The sequence below is a fragment of the Rhodococcus sp. PSBB066 genome (assembly GCF_017068255.1).
GTDB lineage: Bacteria > Actinomycetota > Actinomycetes > Mycobacteriales > Mycobacteriaceae > Rhodococcus > Rhodococcus aetherivorans.
In genome coordinates this window covers 3,253,259-3,278,913 of record NZ_CP070859.1, presented here as the reverse complement: position 1 = coordinate 3,278,913, position 25,655 = coordinate 3,253,259, and the positions used below count along the sequence as shown (strand labels likewise).

Here is a 25,655-nt window from a genome sequence, read left to right as displayed (position 1 = left end):
CCTCGCCACCGCTCGGGGCCCGGTGGGCTCTCGGCTAGCGTCTGAGGCATGAGCACCGACCTCTCGGCCGATCTGGACCTCGCCCTGCGCCTCGCCGACGAGGCGGACGCCATCACGCGCACCCGGTTCGGCGCCCTCGACCTGACCGTCACCGACAAGCCGGACCTGACACCGGTGTCGGATGCCGATCTCGGCGTCGAACGCGCCGTGCGCGGCACCCTCGGCGCCGAGCGCCCGGGCGACGCGATCCTCGGCGAGGAGTTCGGCGGCGACGCGGTGTTCACCGGCCGGCAGTGGGTGGTCGATCCGATCGACGGGACGAAGAACTTCGTGCGCGGCGTGCCGGTGTGGGCCAGCCTCATCGCCCTGCTCGACGACGGCGTGCCCGTGGTGGGGGTGGTGAGCGCCCCGGCGCTGAACCGTCGCTGGTGGGCCGCGGCGGGCGCGGGCGCGTGGGTGGCGTACGACGGCGCAGAGCCGCGCCGCATCGCCGTCTCGCAGGTCACCGACCTGTCCGCGGCGTCGTTGAGCTTCTCGAGCCTGTCCGGCTGGCGCGATCGCGGTCGGCGCGACGAATTCGTCGCGCTCACCGACGAGGTGTGGCGGGTGCGGGCCTACGGCGACTTCTATTCGTACTGCCTGCTCGCGGAGGGTGCGGTCGACATCGCCCTCGAGCCCGAGGTGTCCCTGTGGGACCTGGCCGCGCTCGACGTGCTGGTCCGGGAGGCGGGAGGCCGGTTCACGAATCTGGACGGTGCGGCCGGCCCGCACGGCGGCAGCGCGGTAGCCACCAACGGGGCGCTGCACGAGGGCGTGCTCACGCGCCTGCGGTGATCCGCGCGGCTCCCGCCCACCCCGAACTTACTCGATAGTAGACACCTACCTTACTCCGGAGTAAGGTAGTGGTGTCCGTCCCCACATCGAGAAACTTCTGGTGATCATGAGCAAGCAAGAGAGTGTGGCCCGGAACACCCCTCGCGACACGTCCGCGGTGGGCCTGAATCCCCTCCGACGGGACGCCATGGGCGCCGCGATGCGGGTGCTCACGCGGATCACCGGTTCGGAGCTCGCGGACCGGTACAACCTCCGGCAGGCCATCGACCGGGTGACCTACCAGTCCACCAAGACCGGCTTCAAGACGCTCGGCGCCGCCACCCGCACCTTCAAGAAGGTCACCGGCGGCAACGCACCTCAGCGCCTCGACCCCGCCGTCCGCACCGACCTGTTCGACCTGACCCCCACCGACGATCAGCAGATGATCGCCGAGACCGTCCGCGAGTTCGCCGCCGAGATCCTGCGGCCCGCCGCGCACGACGCCGACGAGGCGGCCGCCGCCCCCACCGACCTCCTCGCCCGGGCCGCCGAACTCGGCATCACCCTCGTCAATGTGCCCGAGGCGTTCGAAGGAGCCGCCACCGAGCGGGGCGCGGTCACCAACGCGCTCGTCGCCGAGGCGCTCGCCCACGGCGACATGGGGCTGGCCCTGCCGATCCTCGCGCCGAGCGGCGTCGCGGTCGCCCTCACCCAGTGGGGCACCGAGGAGCAGCAGCGGACCTACCTGCCGGCGTTCGCCGGGGACGACGTCCCGCAGGCCTGCGTCGTGATCACCGAGCCGCGCGCCCTGTTCGACCCGTTCGCGCTGCAGACCAAGGCGGTGCGCTCCCCCAGCGGTTACCGGCTCAACGGCGTCAAGTCCCTCGTGCCGGCCGCCGGCAGCGCCGAACTGTTCGTCGTCGCCGCCGAGCTCGACGGAAAGCCGTCGCTGTTCCTGGTCGAGTCCGACAGCAAGGGCGTCGCGATCGAGGCCGACCCGTCGATGGGCCTGCGTGCCGCCGGGCTCGGCCGGCTGCATCTGACCGACGTCGCCGTCCCGCAGGCCGCCCTGCTCGGCGACGCGGACGCCGACGCACGCGCCGAGCAGTACGCGGACGCGGTCCGCCTCGCCCGCCTGGGCTGGGCCTCCCTCGCCATGGGTACCGGGCAGGCCGTGCTCGACTACGTCGTCCCCTACGTCAACGAACGGGAGGCGTTCGGCGAACCGATCAGCCACCGGCAGGCCGTCGCCTTCATGGTCGCCGACATGAAGATCGAGCTCGACGGCATCCGGCTGGTCACGCTGCGCGGCGCGGCCCGCGCCGAGCAGGGCCTGTCCTTCGCCCGGGAGGCGGCGCTGGCCCGCAAGCTCGCCACCGACAAGGGCATGCGGATCGGCCTCGACGGCGTCCAACTGCTCGGTGGCCACGGCTTCACCAAGGAACACCCCGTCGAACGCTGGTACCGCGACCTGCGCGCCGTGGGCGTCGCCGAGGGCGTCGTCCTCGTCTGAGCCGCCCGATCCGGCAGCGTCACCTCACACCTAGGAATCTGTGATGATCAATCTCGAACTTCCCAAGAGGCTCAAGGCGTCGGCGAACCAGGCGCACCAGGTCGCCGCGCAGATCTTCCGTCCCGTCTCGCGCAAGTACGACCTCGCCGAGCACGTGTACCCGGTCGAGCTCGACACGATGGCCGCGATGGTCGAGGGGTTGAACGACTCCGGCCAGGGCGCCTCGGGCGCGGCGCTCGGCCGCGGCGACGAGCCGAAGAAGCAGGCCGGCAACGTCAACGGCGGCAACATGGCGTCGCTGCTCAATGTGATCGAAACCTGCTGGGGCGACGTGGGGCTCACCCTGTCGATCCCCTACCAGGGGCTCGGCAACTCGGCGATCGCCGCCGTCGCCACCGACGAGCAGCTCGAACGCTTCGGCAAGGTGTGGGCGTCGATGGCGATCACCGAGCCGAGCTTCGGCTCCGATTCCGCCGCCGTGACCACCACCGCCGTCCTCGACGGCGACGAGTGGGTCCTCAACGGCGAGAAGATCTTCGTCACCGCCGGCGAGCGCTCGACCCACGTGGTGGTGTGGGCGAGCGTCGACAGGTCGAAGGGGCGCGCGGCGATCAAGTCGTTCGTCGTCCCGCGGGACGCCCCCGGCCTGAGCGTGGCGCGCCTCGAGCACAAGCTCGGCATCAAGGCCTCCGACACCGCCGTCCTGGTGCTCGACAACTGCCGGATCCCGAAGGACAACCTGCTCGGCAGCCCCGAGGTGAACGTCGAGAAGGGGTTCGCGGGGGTCATGCAGACCTTCGACAACACCCGCCCGATCGTCGCCGGCATGGCCGTCGGCGTCGCCCGAGCGGCGCTCGAGGAACTGCGCGGCATCCTCGCCGAGGCCGGCGTCGAGGTGTCCTACGACATCCCGGCCTGCAACCAGCACGCCGCGGCCGCCGAGTTCCTCGCGCTCGAGGCCGACTGGGAGGCGGCCTACCTGCAGGCGCTGCGGGCCGCGTGGATGGCCGACAACAAGCATCCCAACTCGCTCGAGGCCTCGATCTCCAAGGCCAAGGCCGGCCGCACCGGCACCGCGGTCACCCTCAAGGCCGTCGAACTGGCCGGCACCTACGGCTACTCCGAGCGTCCGCTGCTCGAGAAGTGGGCGCGCGACTCGAAGATCCTCGACATCTTCGAGGGCACCCAGCAGATCCAGCAGCTCATCATCGCGCGGCGGCTGCTGGGCCTGTCGAGCACCGAGCTGAAGTAGCAGGTCACAGACCACTTCTCCGAGGGGTCGGGCCCCCGCCGTAGGCACCGACGGTGGGGGCCCTCTCGCGCTCCGGGGGCGGTCCGCTACACGCGAGAGCCGGCGGAATCGTCCTCACGTGCGCGGCGGAGATCTTCGCGGAGGGCGACCACCTCGGCCGTCAGCGCGGCCACCTGCGCCCGTGTCACCGCCTGGCTCGCCTCGTCCTGCTCGCCCACACGCTCGACCGGCCAGGACGCCAACGTGACCGTCACGACACCGAGCAGGGCGATGCCCGCGATCATCAGGGCGGCCGCGATCAGCCGGCCGGTGGCCGTGACGGGGGCGAAATCGCCGTAGCCGACCGTGGTGACACCCAGGTGAGCACCATCACCGCCTCGCCCACCCACGCCGTGCCGTCCGCCGGCTGGGCGAGCACCAGCCATGCGTACGCGGCCAGGAACATCCCCGCCGCGGTGGCCATCGGCCATTCGGACAGGCGGCGCCACCGTTCCTCGGTCACTCGAACGCCCCGGAGGCGAGGGATCGGATCACGAACGGATCCTGCCGTCACCGCCGCGCGGGCCGGAATCGCCTCCCGTCCGGGTGCCCGCCGGCAATTCGGACGAATGTCCATGACTGTGAGGCGCGTCACCACTAGTGTTGCGGTGACGCGAATCCGGCACGAGCTCGAAGGGGACAGCATGCCCGGGCAGGACATCATCGACAGGATCACCGGTGCCGCCGGGGGGGTGACCGACACGCTCGGCGCCGTACGGGTGCTCGCCCGCTCCGGGCTGCTGCACTTCCCCCGGGTGGACCACGGGATCGGCACCCTCGTCGCGGTGAGCCGCTACGGTCCGTTCGCCGGACCGGTGCACGCCCACGCCGCGCGTGGCTTCGACGCCGTCGCCCTCGTCGACGAGCGCGGACGGCTGAGCTACCAGGAACTCGAGGCGCAGTCGAACGCGCTCGTGCGGGCGCTGCAGGCCGACGGCGTCGCGGCGGGGGACGTGATGGGCCTGATGGCCCGCAACCATCGCGGACTCGTTCTCACCATGCTCGCCGCCGCCAAGCTCGGCGCGAAGCTGGTCATGATGAACACCGGGTTCGCTCCGCGGCAGCTCGCGGACGTCGCCGCGCGCGAAGGTGTGGGCACCTTCGTCTACGACGCCGAGTTCGCGGCGGTGGCGGCCGCCCTGCCGCCGGAGGTACGGACCTACAGCTCGTGGCCCGAGGGCGACGAGCCGGGCCCACCGGGCATCGAGTCCGTGCTCGCGCAGTTCGATGGGTCCGCCGTTCCGCCGCCGAGCACGCTGGGCGGTTTCGTTCTGCTCACCAGCGGCACCACCGGCACACCCAAGGGCGCCCCGCGCGAGCGCACGTCGCCGCTCGCCTCGGCGCAGTTCCTGGACCGGGTACCGCTGCGGCCGGGACAGACGATGCTGATGGCGGCGCCGGCGTTCCACGGGACCGGAATCTCGCAGTTCGGGCTCGCCCTGGCGTTGGGGCAGACGGTGGTGATGGAGCGACGGTTCGACCCGCTCGAGACGGTTCGCCTGATCGAGCGGCACCGGGCCAACGTGCTGGTCGTCGTGCCGACCATGCTGCAGCGGATCCTGGACCTCGGCGGCGAGACGATCGGGCGGTACGACACGTCGAGCCTGCAGATCATCTTCTCCGCCGGGTCCGCGCTGTCGCCGGACGTGTGCCGGCGTACCCGTGAATACTTCGGCGACGTGCTGCACAACCTGTACGGCTCCACCGAATGCGCGGTGGCCACGGTCGCCACTCCCGAGGACATCCGCCGGGCGCCGGGCACGGCCGGACGGCCGCCGGTGACGTGCCGGGTCGAACTGTACGACGAGGCCGGCAACCGGATCACGACGCCCGGCGAGGTGGGCCGGATCTTCGTCGCGAGCGGTCTGAGCTTCGACGGCTACACCGACGGCCGGGACAAGGAGCGCATCAACGGTCTGCTCTCGACCGGCGACGTGGGGCACTTCGACGAGGACGGGCTGCTGTTCGTCGACGGCCGAGACGACGACATGATCGTCTCCGGCGGCGAGAACGTGTACCCGCTCGAGGTGGAGAACCTCCTCGTCGAGCGGGACGACGTGTTCGACGCCGCGGTGGTCGGCGTGGAGGATCCGGACTTCGGTCACCGGTTGCGCGCCTTCGTGGTGCCGGCGGAGGGCTCCGAGCGCGACGCCGAGGAGATCAAGGAGTATGTCAAGGCGAACCTGGCCCGCTACAAGGTCCCGCGCGACATCGTCTTCCTCGACGAGCTGCCGCGCAATGCGACGGGAAAGCTGCTGCGACGCGTGCTCGTCGACATGAAGCCCTGAGCACATGGGAAGGGCCCGGCACCGGATGATCCGGTGCCGGGCCCTTCCACTTGGTAGCGGGGACAGGATTTGAACCTGCGACCTCTGGGTTATGAGCCCAGCGAGCTACCGAGCTGCTCCACCCCGCGTTGCAAGAACGAAGTTACACGGCCCGATGAATGGAATGCAAATCGCCTGGGCGAAGGCCGTTTTCGCCCCTCATCCTGTGTCCTGGGACACACTCGCGCGACGACCCCGCTCACATAACGGTGGAATAACAATCGCGTGGCGAGGCGGCCGACCTGCAGTGCGAGAGCGGCTGCCCCGGCCGGACGCCGAGTCGTCCTCGAACCGACGGGGCCCCGCGCACCTCGTGCGCGGGGCCCCGTTCGTCGCGGAAGGGATCAGCCGCCGGTGGACTGGTACGCGTCCACGGCCGCCTGCACCCGTTGCAGCGCACGGCCGTAGGCGGCGAAGTCGCCCGTGCTCTGGGCCGCACTGAGCTCGGCCAGCGCCGCGTCGAGTTCGGCGACCGCGGCCGCCCGGTCCGCGGGAGCCGGGGCGGGAGCGGGGTTCGGCGCCGGAGCGGGCGCCGGAGCCGCTGCCTGACCGTCCTGCTCCGTCCCCTCGACCGGCGCGGTGGGCGCCGACTCGCCACCCGGCGCGGTGGCCGCACTGCCGACACCGGCCCCGAAGACCTGGTCCAGCGCCGCGGCGAGGGTGGGGGCGTAGCCGATGCGCACGCCGCCGGCAGGGCCGGGCTCGCGATAGCTGACGATCACCCGGGACAGCTGCGGGAACGTCGACGTGCTCCCCGTCGCCGAACTGCGTTCCGTGTACATCGGCTGGACGTAGAGGATCCCGCCCTGGGCGATGGGCAACGTCAGCAGGTTGCCGTACTGGATCCGGTTGGATCTCTCGAGCAGGGTCCGCTCCGACGCGACGCGCGTGTCGGAGATCATCGCGTTCTGCGTCTGTTCGGGACCGAACGTCTGGGTGTCGGTCGGCAGCCGCAGGATCGTGAACCTGCCGTAGTTGTCCGGGTCCGAGTCCACCGAGATGTACGCGGACAGGAACTGCCGGTTGAAGCCCACCATCGCCGAGGTGAGCCGGAACGACGGGCGGGCCGTCTCCTCGTCACCGATCAGCACGTAGTACGGCGGCTGGTTCGCGGTCGTGTCCACCGTCGGATCGCTCGGCACCGACCAGAACGCGTTGTTGGTGAAGAACTCGCGCGGGTCGTCCACGTGATACTTCGCGAGCATCTCGCGCTGCACCTTGAACAGGTCCTCCGGGTACCGGAAGTGCGAGCGGAGCTCGTCGGAGATCTGATCCTGCGGGGTCACCGCATCGGGGAAGACACCCATCCACGCCTTCAGGACCGGGTCCTGATCGTCGACCTGGTAGAGGGTCACGGTGCCGTCGTACGCGTCGACCGTCGCCTTCACCGAGTTCCGGATGTAGGAGACTTCCTTGCGGGGCAGCAGCCGGCCGGTGTTCTGGTCGACGCTGTCCTCGACGAGCCCTTCGAGGGAACTGCGCTGCGCGTACGGGTAGTTGTCGAGCGTGGTGTAGGCGTCGACGATCCACACGATGCGCCCGTCGACCGCGGCGGGATAGGCGTCGCCGTCGGCGGTGAGCCACGGCGCGACCTTCGTCACCCGGTCCCGCGGGTCGCGGTTGAACAGCAGCTTCGACTCGCTGCCGATGGCGCTCGAGAACAGGATGTTGCGTTCGGCGTACTTGGACGCGAACGCGAGCCGGTTGAACCAGTTGCCGATCGAGACGCCACCCGAGCCGGTGTAGGTGTACTGCGCGGTGTCGGTGTCGTACTCCCGCGGGGCCTCCCCCTCGGCGGCACCGACGATCGCGTAGTCGGGCTCCTCCTGCGCGATGACCTCACCGAAGTAGATCCGCGGCTGCTCGACCGGAATCACCTGGTTGCCCGACTCGAGCGATGCGATGTCGCTGACCATGTACACCGGGTAGCCACTGTTGCTGTTCGCGGCCTCTTCCGCGGACTCGCTGGCGGCCGCGTTCACTCGGTTGGCGGGAGCCGCGACCAGGCCGTTGCCGTGGGTGTACACCGTGTGCTTGTTGATCCAGTCGGTCTGGTTGCCCGTCAGGCTCGACGGCGACAGCTCGCGGGCGGCGACGATGTAGTCCTCGCGCTCCCCGTCGATCTCGTACCGGTCGATGTCCAGCGACGGCGGGAACCCGTAGAAGTTCTTCAGCTGCTGCTGCTGGGTGAAGGTGCGCGGCAGCACGTTGGGATCGAGCAGGCGGGTGTTGGCGATGGTGGTCACGTCCGCCGGCACGTTGCGCGGTGACGTGGTGCCCACGCCGGGGTAATCCCGGTACTCCACGATCTCGTCCGTGATGCCGTAGGCCTCACGCGTCGCCGCGATGTTGCGCTCGATGTACTCGGACTCCTTGACGGCGGCGTTCGGCCGGACGGAGAACTGCTCGACCACCAGCGGCCACACGGCCCCGACGAGGATCGACGAGAGCACGAGCAGGGCCGTCGCCATCGCCGGGATGCGCAGGTCGCGCAGCACGATGGCCGCGAAGAACGCCACCGCGCAGATGACCGCGATCGCCATCAGGATCAGTTTCGCGGGCAGCACGGCATTGATGTCGGTGAAGCCCGCGCCCGTGAAGGTGGGCTCCTTGCGCCCGCTCCACAGCAGTGCGTACCGGTCGAGCCAGTACGCGATCGCCTTGAGCGCAACGAAGATCCCGGCCAGCACGGCCAGCTGAATGCGGGCGGCGCGGGTGAGGCTGCCGCCGCGGCCGGCGAGCCGGATGCCGCCGAAGATGTAGTGGGTGACCAGGCTGGCGAAGAGCGCCAGGATGACCGCCACGAACATCCAGTTCAGCAGGAAGCGGTAGAACGGCAGGTCGAAGGCGTAGAACCCGACGTCCAGCCCGAACTGGGGGTCCGTGGTGCCGAACGAGCCGCCGTTGAAGAACATCTGCACGGTCACCCAGCTCGCCTGCGCGATCAGGCCCGACAGCAGGCCGAGCACGATCGGAATGCCGAGGCCGAACGTGCGCAGCCGGGTCATCACCGTGGTGCGATACCGCGAGATGGGGTCGTTGGGCCCGGATGCGGGCACGAACACCGGCCGCGATCGGTACGCCAGCAGCAGCGCCAGCCACACCACACCGCCCACGAACAGGCTCACGAGGAGGAACAGGACGATCCGGGTCCACAGCACCTTCAGGTACACGTCACGGAAGTCGACCTCGCCGAACCACAGCCAGTTGGTGTAGGCGTCCACCAGTCGGGGACCGACCAGCAGCAGCACCGCGGCCACCACGGCCAGGCTCAGCAGGATCTTGCTGCGTTTCGACAGCGAAGGTACTCCGGTGGGGGGCCTCATGCCCACGTGCCACACTCCCAATTCTCCGGCGACGCGAACGCGCCGCAGCTGTTCACCCCGACTGTCACCCACGGCACTCGCGGTGACCGTTTCGCCCCACTCTACGGAATGAGGCGACCACCACGCCGCGCGGCGACGAGACCCGGCGACGATGCAAGGATATGTCCGTGAGCGACAGTCATCCCGTCCCGTCCGAAGACGCCCTGCGCCGGTGCGTCGGTGAGATCGTCGACTTCGTCGACGCCGGTGGCTGGGGACAGCCGCCGACGATGTTCGCGCTGGTGCCCACGGCCCTGCTGGCGGCGTCGGAACCCACCCTGCTCGACCAGCTCGACGAGGGCCACGAGTACACCCCGGTGGAGCAGGAGGCCTTCCCCGACGACGTCGAAGGCGGCAGCCCCGCCCTCGACGAGTTCCTCGCCACCACCAGCTGGCCCGATTCCGTCGCCGGCTGCGCCCTGGTGCAGGAGATCGTGGTGCTGCCCCCGAGCGCGGAGTCGGATCTCGACGACGCGCTGGTGCCGCTGCTCGCCGATCCGCACGCTGCCGACGAGGCCGCCCGGGCCGCGGCGCACGGGCACCCGGAGCGGCGCGATGCCCGCCTGATCGCGGCGGTCCTGCGCGACGGGCCGTCGCTGTCGCTGCTGCAGCTGAGGCCCACCGACGAGGACGACCCGTTCGCCGGGATCGAGCTGCGCACCTACGACAACCTCGCGCCGAACGTGGTGTCCGCCCTGTACGCGACCCTCGAACCGGGCGACGACTAGGACCGGTCCCGCACGACGGCCTAGCCGCAGGTGGGCGCGTCGCCGCCGGCGGCGAGGGAGCCGAGCGCGTCGATCGCGCCCTCGAGGGTCTCGACCTTGACCAGCCGCATCCCGTCGGGGGCGTCGCTCTGTGCCTCGGCGCAGTTGTCGGCGGGCACGAGGAACACCGTGGCGCCGTCCTCCGCGGCCCCGACGAGCTTGTGGGTGATGCCGCCGATCGGGCCGACGACCCCGTCGGAATCGATGGTGCCGGTGCCTGCGACGACCTCGCCGCCGCTGAGCTCGCCGGGGCTGAGCTTGTCGACCACGGCGAGGCTGAAGATCAGCCCCGCCGACGGGCCACCGACGTCGGCGAGGTTGAACGTCACGTCGAACGGCACGTCCGGGACCTCCTCGGGGCTGATGCCGAGGAAGCCCTTGTCCGGATCGTCGGGGCGGGCTCCCACGGTCACCGAGGCGGTCTGCTCGACCCCGTCGCGCACGAGCACGACGTCGACCGGGGTGCCGGGCGCGACCGCGGCGACGGCCCGCTGCACGCTGCCGGCGGTGGTCACCGGCTCCCCGGCGACGGTGACGAGCCGGTCGCCCTCGCGCAGCACGCCGGCGGAGGGCCCGGACTCGCCGACCCTGGCGACGCGCAGGACAACGGGCAGGTCGAGGTGGTGCAGGGCGGCGAGTTCCGCGCTGCGTTCGGACTGCTCGAACTGGGCGGCGTCCGCCTCCTTGACCTGCTCCCTGGTCGCGGTGGGCGGGTAGATCTGCTCGCGGGGGGCGATCCCGTACCGGCTGCCCAGCCACGCCGAGAGCGCCTGCGCCACGGTCAGGCGGTCGCTGACCCCGACCGTGGTCATCACGAGCTCGCCACTGGTGGGGTCGGTGTCGGCGCCCTCGATGGCGACGACAGCCTTGCCGTCGATCTCGCCGAGGGTGTCGAACGTCGGGCCCGGCCCGAGCGCCACGTACGGCACCTTCACGTTCAGCGCCACCGTCACCAGCAGCAGCGCGGGGAACAGCGCCGCCAGGATCGTCACGAGCCGTCGATTCACCCGGCCAGGGTATCCGGAGCGGCGATGTTCGCGATCAGCGTGATCGCGGGGGCCGCCACCCCGCGGTGCGCCTTGTACCGTTGACGACATGAGCGACACGCCTTTCGGATTCTCGAATCCCGACGACGACCCGGACCGCAGGAAGGACTCCGGTTCCGGCGCCGAGGGATCCGGCGCCGAGGGTGCCGGCCCGGAAGGCGCCGGGTCCCAGGGCGGCGCCACCGGCGGGTTCCCCTTCGGTTTCGGGGCCCCCGGCGCAGGCGGTGCCCCGTTCGGCGCGGGCGGCGACAACCCGTTCGGCGCGCAGGGCTTCGACCCGGCGGCGCTCGGGCAGATGCTGACACAGTTCGGTCAGATGCTCAGCGGCATGGGCAGCGCGGTGGGGTCCGGCGGTTCCGGGCCGGTCAACTACGAGGTGGCCGGCAAGCTCGCCCGCCAGCAGATCGGCTCCGTCACCCCGGTGTCGTCCGGGTCGGCGGACGCCGTCCGGGACGCCGCACATCTGGCGGAGCTGTGGCTCGACGGGGCGACGACCCTGCCCGCGGGCGCGACCCGCACCGTCGCGTGGACGCCCGTCGACTGGCTCGACAACACGCTCGAGACGTGGAAACGCCTGTGCGATCCGGTGGCCGAGCAGGTCAACGGCATGTGGATGCAGGGCCTGCCGGAAGAGGCCCGGGCGATGGCCGGGCCGATGCTCGGCATGTTCTCCCAGATGGGCGGGCTGGCGTTCGGTTCCCAGCTCGGACAGGCCCTCGGGCAGCTCGCCAAGGAGGTCCTGACCTCGACCGACATCGGCCTGCCGCTCGGGCCCGCGGGCACCGCGGCGCTGATGCCCGCCGCGATCGAGGCGTTCGGTGACGGACTCGAGCAGCCGGCCCAGGAAGTCCTGGTCTTCCTCGCCGCCCGGGAGGCGGCACACCAACGGCTCTACAGCCACGTGCCGTGGCTGCGCTCGCGCCTGCTGTCCACTGTGGAGGACTACGCGCGTGGCATCCGGATGGACTTCTCCGCGATCGAGGACCTCGCCCAGGGTATCGATCCCATGGCGCTGACGGATCCGTCGAAGATCGAGGAACTGCTCAAGGGTGCGGCGTTCGAGCCGCAGACCACCCCCGAGCAGAAGCAGGCCCTCGAACGCCTCGAAACGCTGCTCGCCCTGGTCGAGGGCTGGGTGGAGACCGTGGTCGCCGACGCGCTCGGCGACCGGCTGCCCGGGGTGGCCGCGCTGAGCGAGACGCTGCGCCGCCGCCGCGCGAGCGGCGGGCCCGCCGAGCAGACCTTCGCGACTCTCGTCGGTCTCGAGTTGCGGCCGCGGAAGCTGCGCGAGGCCGCGGCCCTGTGGCGCCGGCTCACCACCGATGCCGGGCCGGACGCGCGGGACAAGGTATGGGCGCACCCGGATCTGCTGCCGGACTCGTCGGACCTCGACAACCCGGCCGCGTTCCTCGACCGCGTCATCGGCGGAGAAGCGGCGGCGTTCGACGATCCGATCGCCCAGCTGCGCGAGACCGAGGCGCGCGAACGCGCCGAGCGGGAGAAGGGCGAGCCGGGCTCCGGCGAGTCCACCGATCCCGACGAATCCGCCTGAAGGCACATCGGGCCAGGTAGGCGCCGGTTTTACCCTGTGGACAACCCGCCTCGGGCACAGGTGGTGCGACGGGGGTTGCTGTCAGGCTGACGGCATGACCACGGCAACGCATCCACAGTCCGGACCGGCGCTCGACCCTGCCCTCGAGGTGCTCCACCGACCGGACGGCACGGTGCAACTCGGGTGGGGCCCGGACACGGCGGCCGTCCTGTCCCCCGGCGCGGGGCTCGACGCGTTCGGCCTCTCGACGGTGCTGCGCCTGCTCGACGGGCGCTCGTCGCGCGAGGAGATCCTCGCCCGCACCGCGCGGGCGGGGCTGCCGGGCGCCGCCGTCACCGCCCTGCTCGACGAGCTGACCGCCCTCGGTGCGGTCCGGGATCCCGGCGTAGCCGCGCTGCAGGTCCCCCGGGTGCGGGTGCACGGGCGCGGGCCGCTGGCAGACGCGCTGGTCGCCCAACTGACGGTGTCGGGCACGCGGCTGCGCCGGTCCGCCGTCTACACCGGCGACAGCGACGTCGCCCGCTGGGACGCGCAGTGCGTGCTGCTCACCGACGCGCTGGTGCCCGACCCCGGTCTCGTCCGCGAGCTGATGCGGCACCGTGTGCCGCATCTGCCCGTACTGCTGCGCGACGGCCGCGGCATCGTCGGCCCCTTCGTCGTCCCGGGCCGCACGAGCTGCCTGCGCTGCGCCGATCTGACCCGCACGGATCTCGATCCGCACTGGCCGCAGCTGGCCGCCCAGCTGTGCGACCGCGTCGGGTGTGCGGAGCCCGCAGCGGTACTGGCGACCGCGGCCCTCGCCCTCGGACAGCTCGACGCGATTCTCGCCGCCTCGCCGTCCACGCCGCCCGCGACGTTGGACCGGACCCTCGAGGTGGATCTGCGCAGCCATCGACTCACGTCGCGGCGCTGGTTCCGGCACCCGGACTGCGGGTGCGGAGGCACACCCGCGTGAAGCGGCGCACCGCGCCGGTCACGCAGCGGCGCACCGCGCCGGTCTGACGCCGTCAGGCATGATGGTGGGCGTGGCCGAAATCCCCCGCAGAAGCAGTTCCCGCACCGCCAAGCTCGCCAGCATCCCCCTCGGGATCGCCGGTCGCGCCGCGGTGGGATTCGGCCGGCGTCTGGCCGGAGGGGACCGCGAGGAGATCGATGCCGAGCTCGCGGCGAAGGCGGCCGAGCAGCTGTTCACGGTGCTCGGCGAGCTCAAGGGCGGAGCCATGAAGGTGGGCCAGGCGCTGAGCGTGATGGAAGCCGCGGTGCCGGAGGAGTTCGCCGAGCCGTACCGGGAGGCGCTGACGAAGCTGCAGTCGGCGGCGCCGCCGCTACCGGCCAAGGCGGTCCATCGCGTCCTCGATCAGCAGCTCGGCGCCCGCTGGCGGGAGCGCTTCGCCTCGTTCGACGACATTCCCACCGCCTCGGCGAGCATCGGCCAGGTCCACCGGGCGGTGTGGGCGGACGGCCGCGAGGTCGCGGTGAAGGTTCAGTACCCGGGCGCCGACGAGGCGCTGCGCGCCGATCTGCGCACCCTGTCGCGGTTCGCGGGACTGTTCGCGACGGTAATGCCGGGCACCGACGTGCGGGCCGTGCTCGACGAGCTGACCGCGCGCACCGAGGAGGAGCTCGACTACCGGATCGAGGCCGACAACCAGCGGACGTTCGCCAGGGTGTTCGCCGACGATCCCCGGTTCGTCGTGCCGCGGGTCGTCGCCAGCTCCCCGAAGGTCTTTGTCACCGAATGGCTCACGGCGACACCGCTTTCCATGATCATCGCCGAGGGAACCCGCGAGCAGCGCAACCGGGCCGGGGCGCTGCTGGCCGAGTTCCACTTCGCGTCCCCGGCACAGGTGGGGCTGCTGCACTGCGATCCGCACCCGGGCAACTTCATGCTGCTCGACGACGGCCGGCTCGGCGTCATCGACTTCGGTGCCACGGCCGCGATGCCGAACGGGTTGCCGCCGGTGCTGGGCCGGATGGTGCGGCTGGCCCTCGAGGAGCGCTTCGACGAGCTGACCACGCTGCTCTACGAGAACCGGTTCGTCCTGCCGGGCCGGGAGGTCACCGAGCAGGAGATCGCGGACTACCTGCGCCCGTTCACGGATCCGATCCACACGGAGTCGTTCCACTTCACCCGGGCCTGGCTGCAGAAGGCGGCGGGCACCGCCACCGACTTCTCCGGATCCAACTTCCGCACTGCGCGGGCACTGAACCTGCCGCCGGAGTACGCGAACATCGTCCGCGTACTCCTCGGCTCCGTCGGTATCTGCGCGCAACTGGACGCGCACGCGCCGTACATGCGGATCCTGTCGGCGTGGCTGCCGGGATTCACCGATCCGGTGGACTGACCTCCCGGCAGCCGGTCCGGCCTAGGCGCACACCAGTTCCTTGCGGGGGCGTCCCCGCGGACGCTTGCGGGCGACGACGACACCCCGTTCGAAGATCTCGCCGCCCCACACGCCCCACGGCTCGGCACGGTCGAGTGCCGCGGCGAGGCAGTGGGCGCGGATCGGGCACCGGCCGCACAGCGCCTTGGCTCGCTCCAGTTCGGTCGGTGATTCGGCGAACCACAGGTCCGGATCGCCGTCGCGGCAAGGCAACTCGCGCACGCGCGTCGTATGGTCGACGTCGAGCGTTGCGGTCTGCACGATGGATGTCTCCTCTGTCTGGTTCGGATGCGATGCGCGAACCGGGCAGAAGACGAAGAAGGCCACGGTCCGCTGGGCGGTGTCCGTGGCCGGAAGGCGAATGAAGATTACCGGGGTGAACCTCGGTGGCTTCGGGGCACGGACGAAGGGGCGGCTGCTCGCACGCGGGCGACGCGCGGAGTGCACGCGCCGGCGGCGACGGGGGCGCCGGCGACGGGGGCGGCGACCACCACTGCAGCTGCATCGAAGCCGAGCATCGGGGCCACCTCCTTCGTCGTCCGCGCACGGGCCTTTCCCGTGACATCGACCTCCAGCCTAGGAACTCGGCCGTCGATCGCACAACCCATTTTCTACCTGCGGTTTTACCGCAGCTTTGCGAACCGCTACAAATCGAGGGTATCGGGCGCGCGTTCACCGCGCACGACGGCGAGCACGTCCGCGCCGAACTGCTCGAGTTTCTTCGCCCCGATGCCGGGGATGGCGACGAGGGCACGGTCGTCGCCCGGCCGCTGCTCGGCGATCGCGATGAGCGTGTTGTCGCTGAACACCACGTAGGCGGGGACCTTCATCTCCTTGGAACGTTCCCGGCGCCAGTCCTTCAGCGCCATCAGCAGCGATTCGTCCAGGTCCGACGGGCAGCCCTCGCAGCGCCCGAGCATGGTCGCGGACGACCCCATCAGAGGCTTTCCGCACACGCGGCACTGCGGCCGCTTACGTTTCGGCGACGCGGGGGCCGCGATCCGGGAGGCCGGCGAGTCGTCGGGGATCAGACCGTGCAGGAACCGGGACCGCCGCCGCGACCGGCGGCCGCCCTCGGTGCGCGAGAGCGCCCAGGACAGTTGCAGGTGCACGCGGGCGCGGGTGACCCCGACGTACAGCAGGCGGCGCTCCTCCTCGATGCCGGCCTCGTCGGGCGGCGTGGAGCTGTCGCCGACGACGTGCACGATGGGCAGGGTCCCGTCGGTGAGGCCGACGAGGAAGACCGCGTCCCATTCCAGGCCCTTGGCCGCGTGCAGCGACGCGAGCGTCACGCCCTGCACCGTCGGCGGGTGCCGCGCCTCGGCCCGCGCCGCCAGGTCACGCAGCAGACCGTCGAGATCGAGGTCGGGCTCGTGCCCGAGGAGCTCCTCGGTCAGCTGCACGAGCGCCCGCAGCGATTCCCACCGTTCACGGGCCTGCGCACCGGCAGGCTCGGCCTCGGTCAGGCCGAGCGGGGCGAGCACCGCCCGCACCAGCGTGACGAGGGCGGCGCCGCGATCGGCGCCCTCGGGCAGGTCGTCGCGGCCGTGGGCCTGCCGCAGCGCGCCGACCGCCTGGCGCACCTCGGCGCGGGTGAAGAAGCCCTCGCCGCCGCGGACCTGATACGGGATACCGGCCTCGGTGAACGCCTGCTCGTAGGCCTCCGACTGGGCATTGATGCGGTAGAGCACCGCGATCTCGGCGGCGGGCACCCCCGATCCCAGCAGCTTCGCGATCGACTTGGCCACGGCCTGCGCCTCGGCGGGCTCGTCGTCGTACTCGGCGAACGCCGGCTCGGGTCCGGGCGGGCGCTGGCCGACGAGCTGGAGGCGGGTCCCGGCGATGCGGCCGCGTGCCGCACCGATGACCCGGTTGGCGAGGGACACCACCTGCGGCGTGGAACGGTAGTCGCGTTCGAGCCGGACCACGGTGGCGTCCGGGAATCGGCGGGAGAAGTCGAGCAGATACTGCGGGGTGGCACCGGTGAACGAGTAGATCGTCTGATTCGCGTCGCCGACGACGGTGAGGTCGTCGCGGTCGCCGAGCCACGCGTCGAGCACGCGCTGCTGCAGGGGCGTGACGTCCTGGTACTCGTCGACGACGAAGCAGCGGTAACGGTCGCGGAACTCCTCGGCGACGGCGGTGTGCTCCTCGAGCGCGGCGGCCGTGTGCAGCAGCAGGTCGTCGAAGTCGAGGAAGATACCGTCGTCGCGCACCTTGAGGGACTCGTAGCCGGCGTAGACGGCAGCCACCCGTCCGGCGTCGGCGGGGGGCTCACGCCGGGCCCGGGCCACCGCGGCCGGGTAGTCCTCCGGCGCGACGAGCGAACCCTTGGCCCACTCGATCTCCGAGAGCAGGTCGCGCACGGTGTCGGTGTCGGTGGCGAACCCGGCACGGTGCGCGGCCTGGGAGACGACGGCGAACTTGCGGTCGAGCAGCTGCCACGGCGTGTCGCCGACCACTCGCGGCCAGAAGTAGCGCAGCTGCCGCAGCGCGGCGGCGTGGAAGGTACGCGCCTGCACCTGCGGCCCCGAGCCGCCCACCCCGAGTTCGCGCAGCCGGCTGCGCATCTCCCCGGCGGCGCGGGCGGTGAACGTGACGGCGAGGACCTGGCCGGCCGCGACGTGTCCGTGGGACACCAGGTGCGCGATGCGGCGGGTGATGGTCCGGGTCTTTCCCGTCCCGGCACCGGCGAGGACACACACCGGGCCCCGCGGCGCGAGGACCGCCGCCGCCTGCTGGGGATCCAGGCCCTCCACCGATGCATCTGCTCGCATGGGCTCCATCATGGCAGGACGCGGTGACAGGCCTCCGGCCCACACCGACTGTGGTGGAGAACACATTTCACCGTCGCGCGGAACAGCGGGTGCCCCGGAGTTGTTGTGCGCACCGTGACTACGACCGATGCTCCCGCCCTGACGCTCTACACCACCGACTGGTGCGGCTACTGCCGCCGCCTCAAGAGCCAGCTCGACGAGCACGGCATCGGCTACGCCGAGATCGACATCGAGGCCGACCCGTCCGCCGCCGAGTTCGTCGGCAGCGTCAACGACGGAAACCACGTGGTCCCCACGGTGAAGTTCGCCGACGGCAGCACCGCGACCAATCCCCCGCTGTCCGCGGTCAAGCAGGCGCTCGGTCTCTAGCCGACGGCACCGCATCCGCCGAGAGCACCGGGGAGCTCAGGTGGTGTATCCCGGCGGGGCCGGCACGGCGTGTTCGGCTGCCCGGCTGACCTGCTCCCATGCCGCCCAGTCCCGGATGCGCTGCTGAGCGAGTCCGACCGCGGCGTCGTAGACGACGCTGCCGAGGATCAACCGTCTCGGCGGGGCGTCGCTGTCCACGGCTGCCCGGACCGCGGCCGCGGCGAGCGCCGGCTCGCTGTCGACGCCGCCGGCGGCCGACGTCGCTGCCATCTCGGCGCGCAGCGCCACATAGTCGTCGAGCGGCGCAGTGGCGGGCATGTCCTTGTACAGGTCCGTCCAGTATCCGCCGGGTTCGACGATCGTCACGGCGACCCCGAAGTGTGCAGCCTCGGCAGCGACCGCCTCGCTCAGTCCTTCCAGTGCGAACTTGCTGGCGCTGTACAACCCGGTGGTGGGAAATGCCGCGATCCCCGCAACACTGGAGATCTGCAGCAGGTGGCCCGGGCGCCGGCGCAGCGCCGGCAACACCGCCTGCGTGACCCACAGCGCTCCGAAGAAGTTGGTCTCCATCTGAGCGCGTGCCTGCTCCTCGGTGAACTCCTCGACGAAGCCCGTCCACATCGTCCCGGCGTTGTTGACGACGACATCGAGGCGCCCGAAGTGGTCGACAACCCGATCAACCGCCGCGAACACCGCCGACCGGTCGGTCACGTCGACGTCGACGGTGAGCACCCGCTCGTCGTCCCGGAACTCGGGCACGGCGGTTGCGGTGCGGGCAAGAGCGGCCACCCGGTCTCCTGCGGTGAGCGCCTCCCGGGTGAACGCTCGGCCTAGCCCTCGGCTTGCCCCCGTGACCAGCCATATCCGCTGCTCGACCATACCGGCGCCTCCTCGAATCTAGACGAGACGGATCGTCTCGCCATGTGAGTATGCGGCCCTCGTTCCCTCTTGTCAAGACGGTCCGTCTCGTCTCGGTTTGGCTATGCTGGGTTCCATGCCGCCGAGAACCACCCGCCGCAGCGACGCCGCCCGGACAGCGATCCTGACCGCCGCGGTGGAGTTGGTCGGTGAAGTGGGCTACAGCAAGTCGAGCATCGAGGCGATCGCTGCCCGAGCCGGCGTCGGGAAACAGACCATCTACCGGTGGTGGTCGTCGAAGGGATCGGTGCTGCTCGACGCCTACCTCAACGCAAACGTGGGCGGCGAACCGGAGGACCCGCAGGGCCTACCGAACACGGGCGATCTCGTCGCCGACATGAGGGCGGTGCTGCGCGCCACCGTCGACGAACTGAACGATCCCCGGTTCGAACGGCCGTTGCGCGCGCTGACCGTCGCCGTACTCGAGGACGAGTCCCTGGCCGCCGAATACTCCCGTCGTCTCGACGAGCCGACGCGGCAGATGAAGAAGGAGCGGCTGCGCGCGGCGCAGCGACAGGGTCAGCTGTCCCCCGATGTGGATCTCGACGCCGTCGTCGACACCCTCTTCGCCCCCGTCGCCCAGCGCTGGCTGCTGCGCTCCGGTCCGCTGACCTACGAATACACCGATCACCTCGTCGAGACCGTGCTCACCGGTCTGCCGAGGCCGGGGTCCTGACCGGTTCAGTTCCCCCGGACCCAGCCCTCCAGCATGCCCCGGGCGATCGAGATCGATCCCGGCAGCAACAACGGGGCGTCGGCCGGGGAGGCCCAGTCGCCGAGCGCCAGCGCGGCCCGCACCTCGTCGCGGGTGAACCAACGGGCCTCGGCGATCTCCCCGTCGAGGAAGGCCAGCGGATGCTCCGGATCGGCGACGGCGGAGAACCCGATCATCACCGACCGCGGGAACGGCCACGGCTGACTGCCGAGGTACCGCACGTCTCGCACGTCGACGCCGACCTCCTCGCGGATCTCCCGCACGACGCAGGACTCGAGCGACTCCCCCGCCTCGACGAACCCGGCGAGCACGGAGAACCGTCGCTCCGGCCACACCGGCTGTCGCGCCAGCAGGACCCGGTCCGCGCCGTCGTGCACGAGACAGATGATCGCCGGGTCGGTACGCGGGAACTCCTCGTGACCGGTGCTGGTGCTGATCCTCGACCAGCCGGACAGGGTCGGCTCGGTCGGCGCTCCGTCCAGTGAACTGAAGCCCGCGTTGTCGTGCCAGTTGAGCAGGGCCACCGCGGTCACCATCAGACCCGCGTCGGCGTCGTCGAGCCGGTCGCCGATGCGGCGCAGGTCGGCGACCGTTCCGGTCTGGGCGAGCACCCGGATCGCCCACACGTGCCGGTCGCCGCGCACACCGAGGAACACCGCGCCGGGCACCGGCTCGGGTCCCAGCTCCACCGCCGCGGCGAACACCAGGGCGTCGCCGTCCACCGGCACCTGCCCGCGACGATCGACCCGCAGCAGATGGGCCCGGGACCAACCGTCGTGCAGGGCCGCGGCGTCGCCCCGCAACTCCTCGGCGCGGTCGACGACCGCACGGGAGAGCAGGGGGGTGTCGGACAGCTGGAAACGGCTCACGACTGCACCCTAGCGGCGGCGCGGGCTCAGCCCGACACCCGCCGGATGTAGAGCAGCTTGTCGTCCGCCTCCACGGCGTCGACCTCGGGGGACCCCACGCGCAGCAGGCGGCCGTCGCGCACGACTCCGAGCACGATGTCGGACAGGTGCCGGGGCGATCCACCCACTTCGTTAGGTTCGACGTCGCGTTCGGCGATCGCGAATCCCGCCTCCGGGGTGAGCAGGTCCTCGATCATCTCCACGACGCTCGGCGTGGTGGTGGCGATGCCGAGCAGCCGGCCCGCCGTCTCGGAGGAGATGACCACCGAGTCCGCGCCCGATTGACGCAGCAGATGCGTGTTCTCCGATTCGCGGATGGCCGCGACGATCTTCGCCCTCGGGGCGATCTCGCGGGCGCTGAGCGTGACGAGCACCGCGGTGTCGTCGCGGTTGGCGGCGACGATGATCGCGGCGGCGTGCTGAACGCCCGCCAGGCGCAGCACATCCGACTTCGTCGCCGAGCCCTGTACCGTCACCAGCCCCTGCCCGGCGGCGGTCTCGAGTACCACCGGATCGGTGTCGACGACGACGATGTCCGACGGCGGAACCCCGTCGCCCAGCATCGCATCCACCGCGGTACGGCCCTTGGTGCCGTATCCGACGACGACGGTGTGATTACGCACGCGGCGCCTCCAACGCTGAATCTTGAACGCCTGGCGCGAACTCTCGGTCAGTGCCGAGAGCGTCGTACCGACCAGGACGATGAGGAAGAAAATCCGCAACGGCGTGACGACCAGGACGTTGATCAGTCTCGCCTCGGGTGTGAACGGGGTGATGTCGCCGTAGCCGGTGGTCGACAGCGAGACGGTCGCGTAGTAGATGCAGTCCAGCAGCGACAGTGCGTCGCCCTGGGCGTCGCGGTAGCCGTCCCGGTCGAGGTAGACCACCAGCACGGCGAATGTCAACGCCACCACCGCATATCCGACGCGGCGAGTGATGGCCCGGCTCGGGCTCGTCTGCAGCTGCGGCACCCGCAGGATGCCCACCAGCGCGAAGTCCGGGCGCTCGGTGAGCACGTCGGAACGGCTGAAGCGGGCACGCAACCTACCCGGCATGGCGGCGCTCCCGCGGTGTTCTCGGCTCCGGTGACGCGGTCACCGACGTTCTCGTTGCTGACATCGGCTCGCAGCCTACGCGTCGGCCGCTAGTGTGGCGCGCATGTCCACACTCCCGTCCCAGCGCGCGGCGCTGCGGCTGTCCGCGCTCCTCCTCGGAGCGGGCGCGGCGCACTTCGCCTCCCCCCGGCCGTTCGACCGGATCGTGCCGACGGCGCTGCCGGGCTCGCCACGCACCTATACCTACGTCTCCGGGGTGGCCGAGCTGACCGCCGGGACGGCGCTTGCGATTCCGCGGACCCGGCGGCTCGGCGGGACGCTGGCCGCGGCCCTGCTGATCGCGGTGTTCCCCGCCAACGTGCAGATGGCCGTGACATGGCTGCGCAGCGAGCGGCTCTCCCCGGCCGCGAAGGCGGTCGCGGTGGCCCGGCTGCCGCTGCAGGTGCCCCTGATCGCCCAGGCTCTCACGGCGCGGCGCAACGCCCCGCGCCGCTGACCGCCGCTATCGCTCGCCGGCCGACGGGCGGTCCGCGCCGGCGCTGCGCACCAACCGGTCCAGCCGCTCGGCGCCGGGCAGGTCCTCCGGCGCGATGGTCCGCCCGGTGCGCACGTAGTGGAATGCGGCCCGCACCTTGTCGAGAGGCGGCACGGCCGGTCGGCCCGTCGCGCGGAACGTGCGGGCGGCCATCAGCTGCGCCCAGGCCAGTCGGTACGCGGCCAGCTGCATCGCCACCGCCTCGAGCCGGTCCTCGTCGGGCTCGGCGCCGGTCTTCCAGTCGATGACCGTCCAGCCGCCGTCCGGGTCCTCGAACACCGCGTCGATCCGGCCACGGATCACCACCCCGGCCAGCGACGTCTCGAACGGAACCTCCACCTCCACCGGGCTGCGCTGCGCCCACCGCGAGCGCAGGAACGCCTCCTGGAGCCGGTCGAGTTCGGTCTCGTCGCCGCCGACGTCGTCCGCGCCGGGCAGTTCGTCGAGGTCGAGCAGCCGCGTGGCGCCGTATCGCCGTTCGAGCCAGGCGTGGAAGGCGGTGCCGCGGCGCGCCAGCGGATTCGGCCGGAACGGCAACGGACGGCGCAGCCGCGCCGCCAGCGCGGCCGGGTCCGCGGCCAGATCCACCAGCTGGCTGACCGACATCTGGGCGGGCAGCATCACCTCGGCACGCTGCTCGGCGCGCCGGGCCCGCTCGGCGAGCAGCGCGTCGACGTCCGCGGCCCAGTCGTCGGGGTCGTCGTCCGGGGTCGCCGGGGGTTCGGGTTCGGGCTCCTCGAGCATCGCGAGGACCAGGGCCGCGCCCTGCTCGACGAAGGGACGCCGCACCCCGAGGGGATCGCGCGGCCACACGGCGGTGTGCGGATCCGCGGTCATCGGGTTCTCGGTGCCCGGCTCCGGCGCCGGAGCCCAGGTCTCGATGCGGCCGAGCCCGGGTCGCGCCGCCACCAGCTCGTGCAGTTCGGACAGAAACGGGGACGGTCCCTTCGGGTCCGTTCCGGACTCGGCCCAGTGGTGCCCGGAGACGAACAGGGCCCGCTCCGTGCGGGTGAGCGCGACGTAGAACAGGCGCCGGTCCTCGTCCAGTTTCCGGCGCTTGAGGGCGTCCTTGTGCGTGTCGATGCAGTTCTCGAGCGATTTGCGGTCGTAGACCTCGTCGAGATCGAGGACGGGGACGCCGTCGCTGTTCTCGCCAGGCAGCGCCCGGTCGCCGCGCAGCGACGGCGGCAGTTCCCCGAGGGCGCCGAGCCATGTGCTGCCGGCCGTCGACGAGGGGAACACCCCGGCGGTCAGGTGCGGGACCGCCACCACCTCCCATTCGAGGCCCTTGGCCGAGTGCACGGTCAGCACCTGCACCCGTTCGGTGGCGACCTGCACCTCGCCCGGAGCGAGTCCGCCCTCGATCGCCTCGGCGGCGGAGAGGTAGGCGAGCAGGCCGGTCAGCGTCGCCGAACCGCGGCTCGCGTACCCGGCGACCACGTCCGCGAAGGCGTCGAGGTTCTCCCGGCCGACACCGCCGTCGCTGCCCGCGCGGGCCTGCGCCTCGATGCCGATGCCGAGAACCCGCTCCACCTCGGCGACGAGCTCCGTCAGCGGCTGGCCCAGCCGCTCCCGCAGGGACGCCAGCTCCTTGCCCAGCGCGACGATGCGCGCGTAACCGAACTCCGAATACCGATGCGGCGGACCGGGATCGGAGAGTGCGTCGGCGATCCCGGCCTGTTCGGACTGCTCGCCCGGCAGGGCGCTGTCGAGCGCCTCGGCGAGGGCGGCCGAGTCGCTGACCGTGCCGGCGACGCCGAAGCGGCCGCCGATGGCGAGTTCGCCGGCCCGGCGCCACAGCGCCTTCAGGTCGGCGGCGCCGAGCTGCCAGCGGGCACCGGTCAGCACCCGCACGGCCGCGCTACCGGCCGTGGGGTCCGCGGCCAGCCGCAGCATCGCGATCACGTCCGCCACCTCGGGGGTGTGCAGCAGGCCGCCGAGACCGACCACCTCGACGGGCAGGCCGTGGGCTCGCAGCGCCTCCGCGATCGGCGCGGCGTCGGCGTTGCGGCGCACCAGCACCGCCGCTGTCGGCGGCGACGCCTCGGCGGCCCGGGCGGCCGCGTACTCGGCGGCGATCCGCCCGGCCACCCATTCCCGTTCGGCCTCCACGTCCGGATGCAGGGCGAGCCGGACGTCGCCGGGGGTCGGCTCCGGCTTCGCCCGCAGCGTGCTGACCTGGACACCCTTGTGCCGCAACGGTTCCGATGCCAGATTTGCCAGCTCCAGCGCCTCTGGGGGGTTGCGCCAGCTGGTGAGCAACTCGAGCCGGGGCGCGGGGCTGCCGTCCGGCAGCGGGAAGTCCGTCGAGAACCGGGGCAGGTTTGCCGCGGACGCGCCACGCCATCCGTAGATCGACTGCATCGGATCCCCCACCGCGGTCACCGCGGGCATCCGCTCCGAGGCGCCGCCGGACAGGGGACCGCCGAACAGCGACGACAGGAGGACACGCTGCGCGTGGCCGGTGTCCTGGTACTCGTCGAGCAGCACCACCCGGAAGCGGGCCCGCTCGGCGCGGCCGACCTCCGGGTGGTCGCGGGCCATCCGGGCGGCGAGCGACATCTGGCTGCCGAAATCCAGCGCGCCCTCGCGGCGCAGCGTCTGCGCCAAGCGCTCGACCAGGGGCAGCAACTCGATCCGGGCCTGCTGCGCGTCGAGGATGTTCAGCAGGGTCTTCGACGGTCCCCCACGCTGATTCGGGCCGGCGGGCAGCGTGTGCACGAGCTTGTCCAGCTCGGTGTGCGCGACGCGCAGGTCCTCCGGCTCGACGAGGTGCTCGGCGAGCTGCCCCGACAGGGCCAGCACGCACTCGGTGACCGACGCGGGATTGCGGTCGGTGTCGAGGTCGCCGTCCCAGGCGCTGACCACGCGGTACGCGAGCTGCCACAGCTCGGTCTCGGACAGCAGGGTCGCCGACGGTTCGATGGGCAGCAGCAGCCCGTGCTCACCGAGCAGGCGCCCGGCGTACGCGTGATAGGTGCCCACCTCCGGCTCGCCGGCGAGGATGCGGGCGCGCAGCCCGCCGGTCGGGTCGAGGTCGCGCACCAGCGCCGATCCGGCGAGCTTCGCCAGCCGCCGGCGGATCCGGGTGGTGAGCTGCTGGGCGGCCTTGCGGGTGAACGTCAGGCCCAGCACCTGTTCCGGGTCGACGAAGCCGTTCGCGACGAGCCAGACCACGCGCGCCGCCATCGTCTCGGTCTTGCCGGCGCCGGCGCCGGCGACGACGAGCGTGGGCTGCAGCGGCGCCTCGATCACCGCGGCCTGCTCGCCGGTCGGCGGGAACTGCCCGAGCGCGGCGGCCAGCTCGACCGCACTCACCG

Annotated in this window: 20 protein-coding genes and 1 tRNA gene; 11 read left to right on the top strand and 10 right to left on the bottom strand. The window is 71.6% G+C overall.

Annotated features, from left to right (window positions below; genetic code table 11):
• The first annotated feature begins 48 nt into the window (after positions 1–48).
• From hisN to JYA75_RS14940, 3 genes are all read left to right on the top strand, one after another.
• Complete coding sequence (gene hisN, locus JYA75_RS14950) at positions 49–834, top strand: histidinol-phosphatase (RefSeq protein ID WP_065922419.1); 786 nt, start codon at positions 49–51, stop codon at positions 832–834.
• Between the two features lie 100 nt (positions 835–934).
• Positions 935–2,326 (top strand): acyl-CoA dehydrogenase family protein, encoded by a 1,392-nt coding sequence (locus JYA75_RS14945; RefSeq protein WP_065922418.1) that lies wholly within the window; start codon positions 935–937, stop codon positions 2,324–2,326.
• 43 nt (positions 2,327–2,369) lie between these two features.
• Positions 2,370–3,578 carry an acyl-CoA dehydrogenase family protein gene (locus JYA75_RS14940; protein ID WP_029544531.1) on the top strand — a complete coding sequence of 403 codons (1,209 nt, stop codon included), beginning with the start codon at positions 2,370–2,372 and terminating at the stop codon, positions 3,576–3,578.
• Between the two features lie 86 nt (positions 3,579–3,664).
• Here JYA75_RS14940 and JYA75_RS28825 read toward each other — a convergent pair whose 3' ends face one another.
• Positions 3,665–3,967, bottom strand: a complete 303-nt coding sequence (locus JYA75_RS28825) for a potassium channel family protein (protein ID WP_239010587.1) — start codon at positions 3,965–3,967, stop codon at positions 3,665–3,667.
• A 294-nt stretch (positions 3,968–4,261) separates the two neighbouring features.
• Between JYA75_RS28825 and JYA75_RS14930 the strand changes: the two genes are divergently transcribed.
• The gene (locus JYA75_RS14930; RefSeq protein WP_203330137.1) at positions 4,262–5,905 is read left to right on the top strand and encodes an acyl-CoA synthetase; all 1,644 of its coding nucleotides are present in this window, start codon (positions 4,262–4,264) and stop codon (positions 5,903–5,905) included.
• A 51-nt stretch (positions 5,906–5,956) separates the two neighbouring features.
• On the opposite strand, the gene JYA75_RS14925 is transcribed toward JYA75_RS14930, so the two are convergent.
• Positions 5,957–6,033 (bottom strand) — tRNA-Met (locus JYA75_RS14925).
• Between the two features lie 255 nt (positions 6,034–6,288).
• Complete coding sequence (locus JYA75_RS14920) at positions 6,289–9,276, bottom strand: UPF0182 family protein (RefSeq protein WP_206003486.1); 2,988 nt, start codon at positions 9,274–9,276, stop codon at positions 6,289–6,291.
• A gap of 155 nt (positions 9,277–9,431) precedes the next feature.
• Here JYA75_RS14920 and JYA75_RS14915 point away from each other — a divergent pair, with 155 nt between their 5' ends.
• Positions 9,432–10,037 (top strand): PPA1309 family protein, encoded by a 606-nt coding sequence (locus JYA75_RS14915; protein ID WP_037200991.1) that lies wholly within the window; start codon positions 9,432–9,434, stop codon positions 10,035–10,037.
• Positions 10,038–10,057: 20 nt separating this feature from the next.
• Here JYA75_RS14915 and JYA75_RS14910 read toward each other — a convergent pair whose 3' ends face one another.
• Complete coding sequence (locus JYA75_RS14910; protein WP_029544543.1) at positions 10,058–11,083, bottom strand: PDZ domain-containing protein; 1,026 nt, start codon at positions 11,081–11,083, stop codon at positions 10,058–10,060.
• Between the two features lie 88 nt (positions 11,084–11,171).
• Between JYA75_RS14910 and JYA75_RS14905 the strand changes: the two genes are divergently transcribed.
• The 3 genes from JYA75_RS14905 to JYA75_RS14895 all read left to right on the top strand — a co-directional run bounded on the left by JYA75_RS14905 (position 11,172) and on the right by JYA75_RS14895 (position 15,019).
• The gene (locus JYA75_RS14905; RefSeq protein ID WP_006942790.1) at positions 11,172–12,674 is read left to right on the top strand and encodes a zinc-dependent metalloprotease; all 1,503 of its coding nucleotides are present in this window, start codon (positions 11,172–11,174) and stop codon (positions 12,672–12,674) included.
• A gap of 94 nt (positions 12,675–12,768) precedes the next feature.
• Positions 12,769–13,629, top strand: coding sequence for a TOMM precursor leader peptide-binding protein (locus JYA75_RS14900; RefSeq protein WP_029544547.1), 861 nt, complete (start codon positions 12,769–12,771; stop codon positions 13,627–13,629).
• Positions 13,630–13,687: 58 nt separating this feature from the next.
• A complete protein-coding gene (locus tag JYA75_RS14895; RefSeq protein ID WP_029544549.1) occupies positions 13,688–15,019 on the top strand; it encodes an AarF/UbiB family protein in 1,332 nt (443 codons plus the stop codon).
• Between the two features lie 21 nt (positions 15,020–15,040).
• On the opposite strand, the gene JYA75_RS14890 is transcribed toward JYA75_RS14895, so the two are convergent.
• Entirely contained in the window at positions 15,041–15,319 is a 279-nt protein-coding gene (locus JYA75_RS14890; RefSeq protein ID WP_043797088.1) for a WhiB family transcriptional regulator, read from the bottom strand.
• A gap of 383 nt (positions 15,320–15,702) precedes the next feature.
• A complete protein-coding gene (locus tag JYA75_RS14885) occupies positions 15,703–17,835 on the bottom strand; it encodes an ATP-dependent DNA helicase UvrD2 (RefSeq protein ID WP_235431071.1) in 2,133 nt (710 codons plus the stop codon).
• Between the two features lie 114 nt (positions 17,836–17,949).
• Between JYA75_RS14885 and JYA75_RS14880 the strand changes: the two genes are divergently transcribed.
• Positions 17,950–18,204, top strand: a complete 255-nt coding sequence (locus tag JYA75_RS14880; protein ID WP_029544555.1) for a mycoredoxin — start codon at positions 17,950–17,952, stop codon at positions 18,202–18,204.
• A gap of 36 nt (positions 18,205–18,240) precedes the next feature.
• On the opposite strand, the gene JYA75_RS14875 is transcribed toward JYA75_RS14880, so the two are convergent.
• Positions 18,241–19,083, bottom strand: a complete 843-nt coding sequence (locus JYA75_RS14875; RefSeq protein ID WP_082120259.1) for an SDR family NAD(P)-dependent oxidoreductase — start codon at positions 19,081–19,083, stop codon at positions 18,241–18,243.
• A 103-nt stretch (positions 19,084–19,186) separates the two neighbouring features.
• On the opposite strand from JYA75_RS14875, the gene JYA75_RS14870 reads away from it, so the two are divergent.
• Positions 19,187–19,798, top strand: a complete 612-nt coding sequence (locus JYA75_RS14870) for a TetR/AcrR family transcriptional regulator (protein WP_081705051.1) — start codon at positions 19,187–19,189, stop codon at positions 19,796–19,798.
• A gap of 5 nt (positions 19,799–19,803) precedes the next feature.
• On the opposite strand, the gene nudC is transcribed toward JYA75_RS14870, so the two are convergent.
• Positions 19,804–20,706: an NAD(+) diphosphatase gene (gene nudC, locus JYA75_RS14865; RefSeq protein WP_050035451.1), complete on the bottom strand. Its 903-nt coding sequence runs from the start codon at positions 20,704–20,706 to the stop codon at positions 19,804–19,806.
• Positions 20,707–20,732: 26 nt separating this feature from the next.
• The gene (locus JYA75_RS14860) at positions 20,733–21,800 is read right to left on the bottom strand and encodes a potassium channel family protein (RefSeq protein WP_006942770.1); all 1,068 of its coding nucleotides are present in this window, start codon (positions 21,798–21,800) and stop codon (positions 20,733–20,735) included.
• 103 nt (positions 21,801–21,903) lie between these two features.
• On the opposite strand from JYA75_RS14860, the gene JYA75_RS14855 reads away from it, so the two are divergent.
• Positions 21,904–22,296, top strand: coding sequence for a MauE/DoxX family redox-associated membrane protein (locus JYA75_RS14855; protein ID WP_029544562.1), 393 nt, complete (start codon positions 21,904–21,906; stop codon positions 22,294–22,296).
• Between the two features lie 6 nt (positions 22,297–22,302).
• On the opposite strand, the gene JYA75_RS14850 is transcribed toward JYA75_RS14855, so the two are convergent.
• The gene (locus JYA75_RS14850) at positions 22,303–25,653 is read right to left on the bottom strand and encodes an ATP-dependent DNA helicase (protein ID WP_050036391.1); all 3,351 of its coding nucleotides are present in this window, start codon (positions 25,651–25,653) and stop codon (positions 22,303–22,305) included.
• Positions 25,654–25,655: the final 2 nt, after the last annotated feature.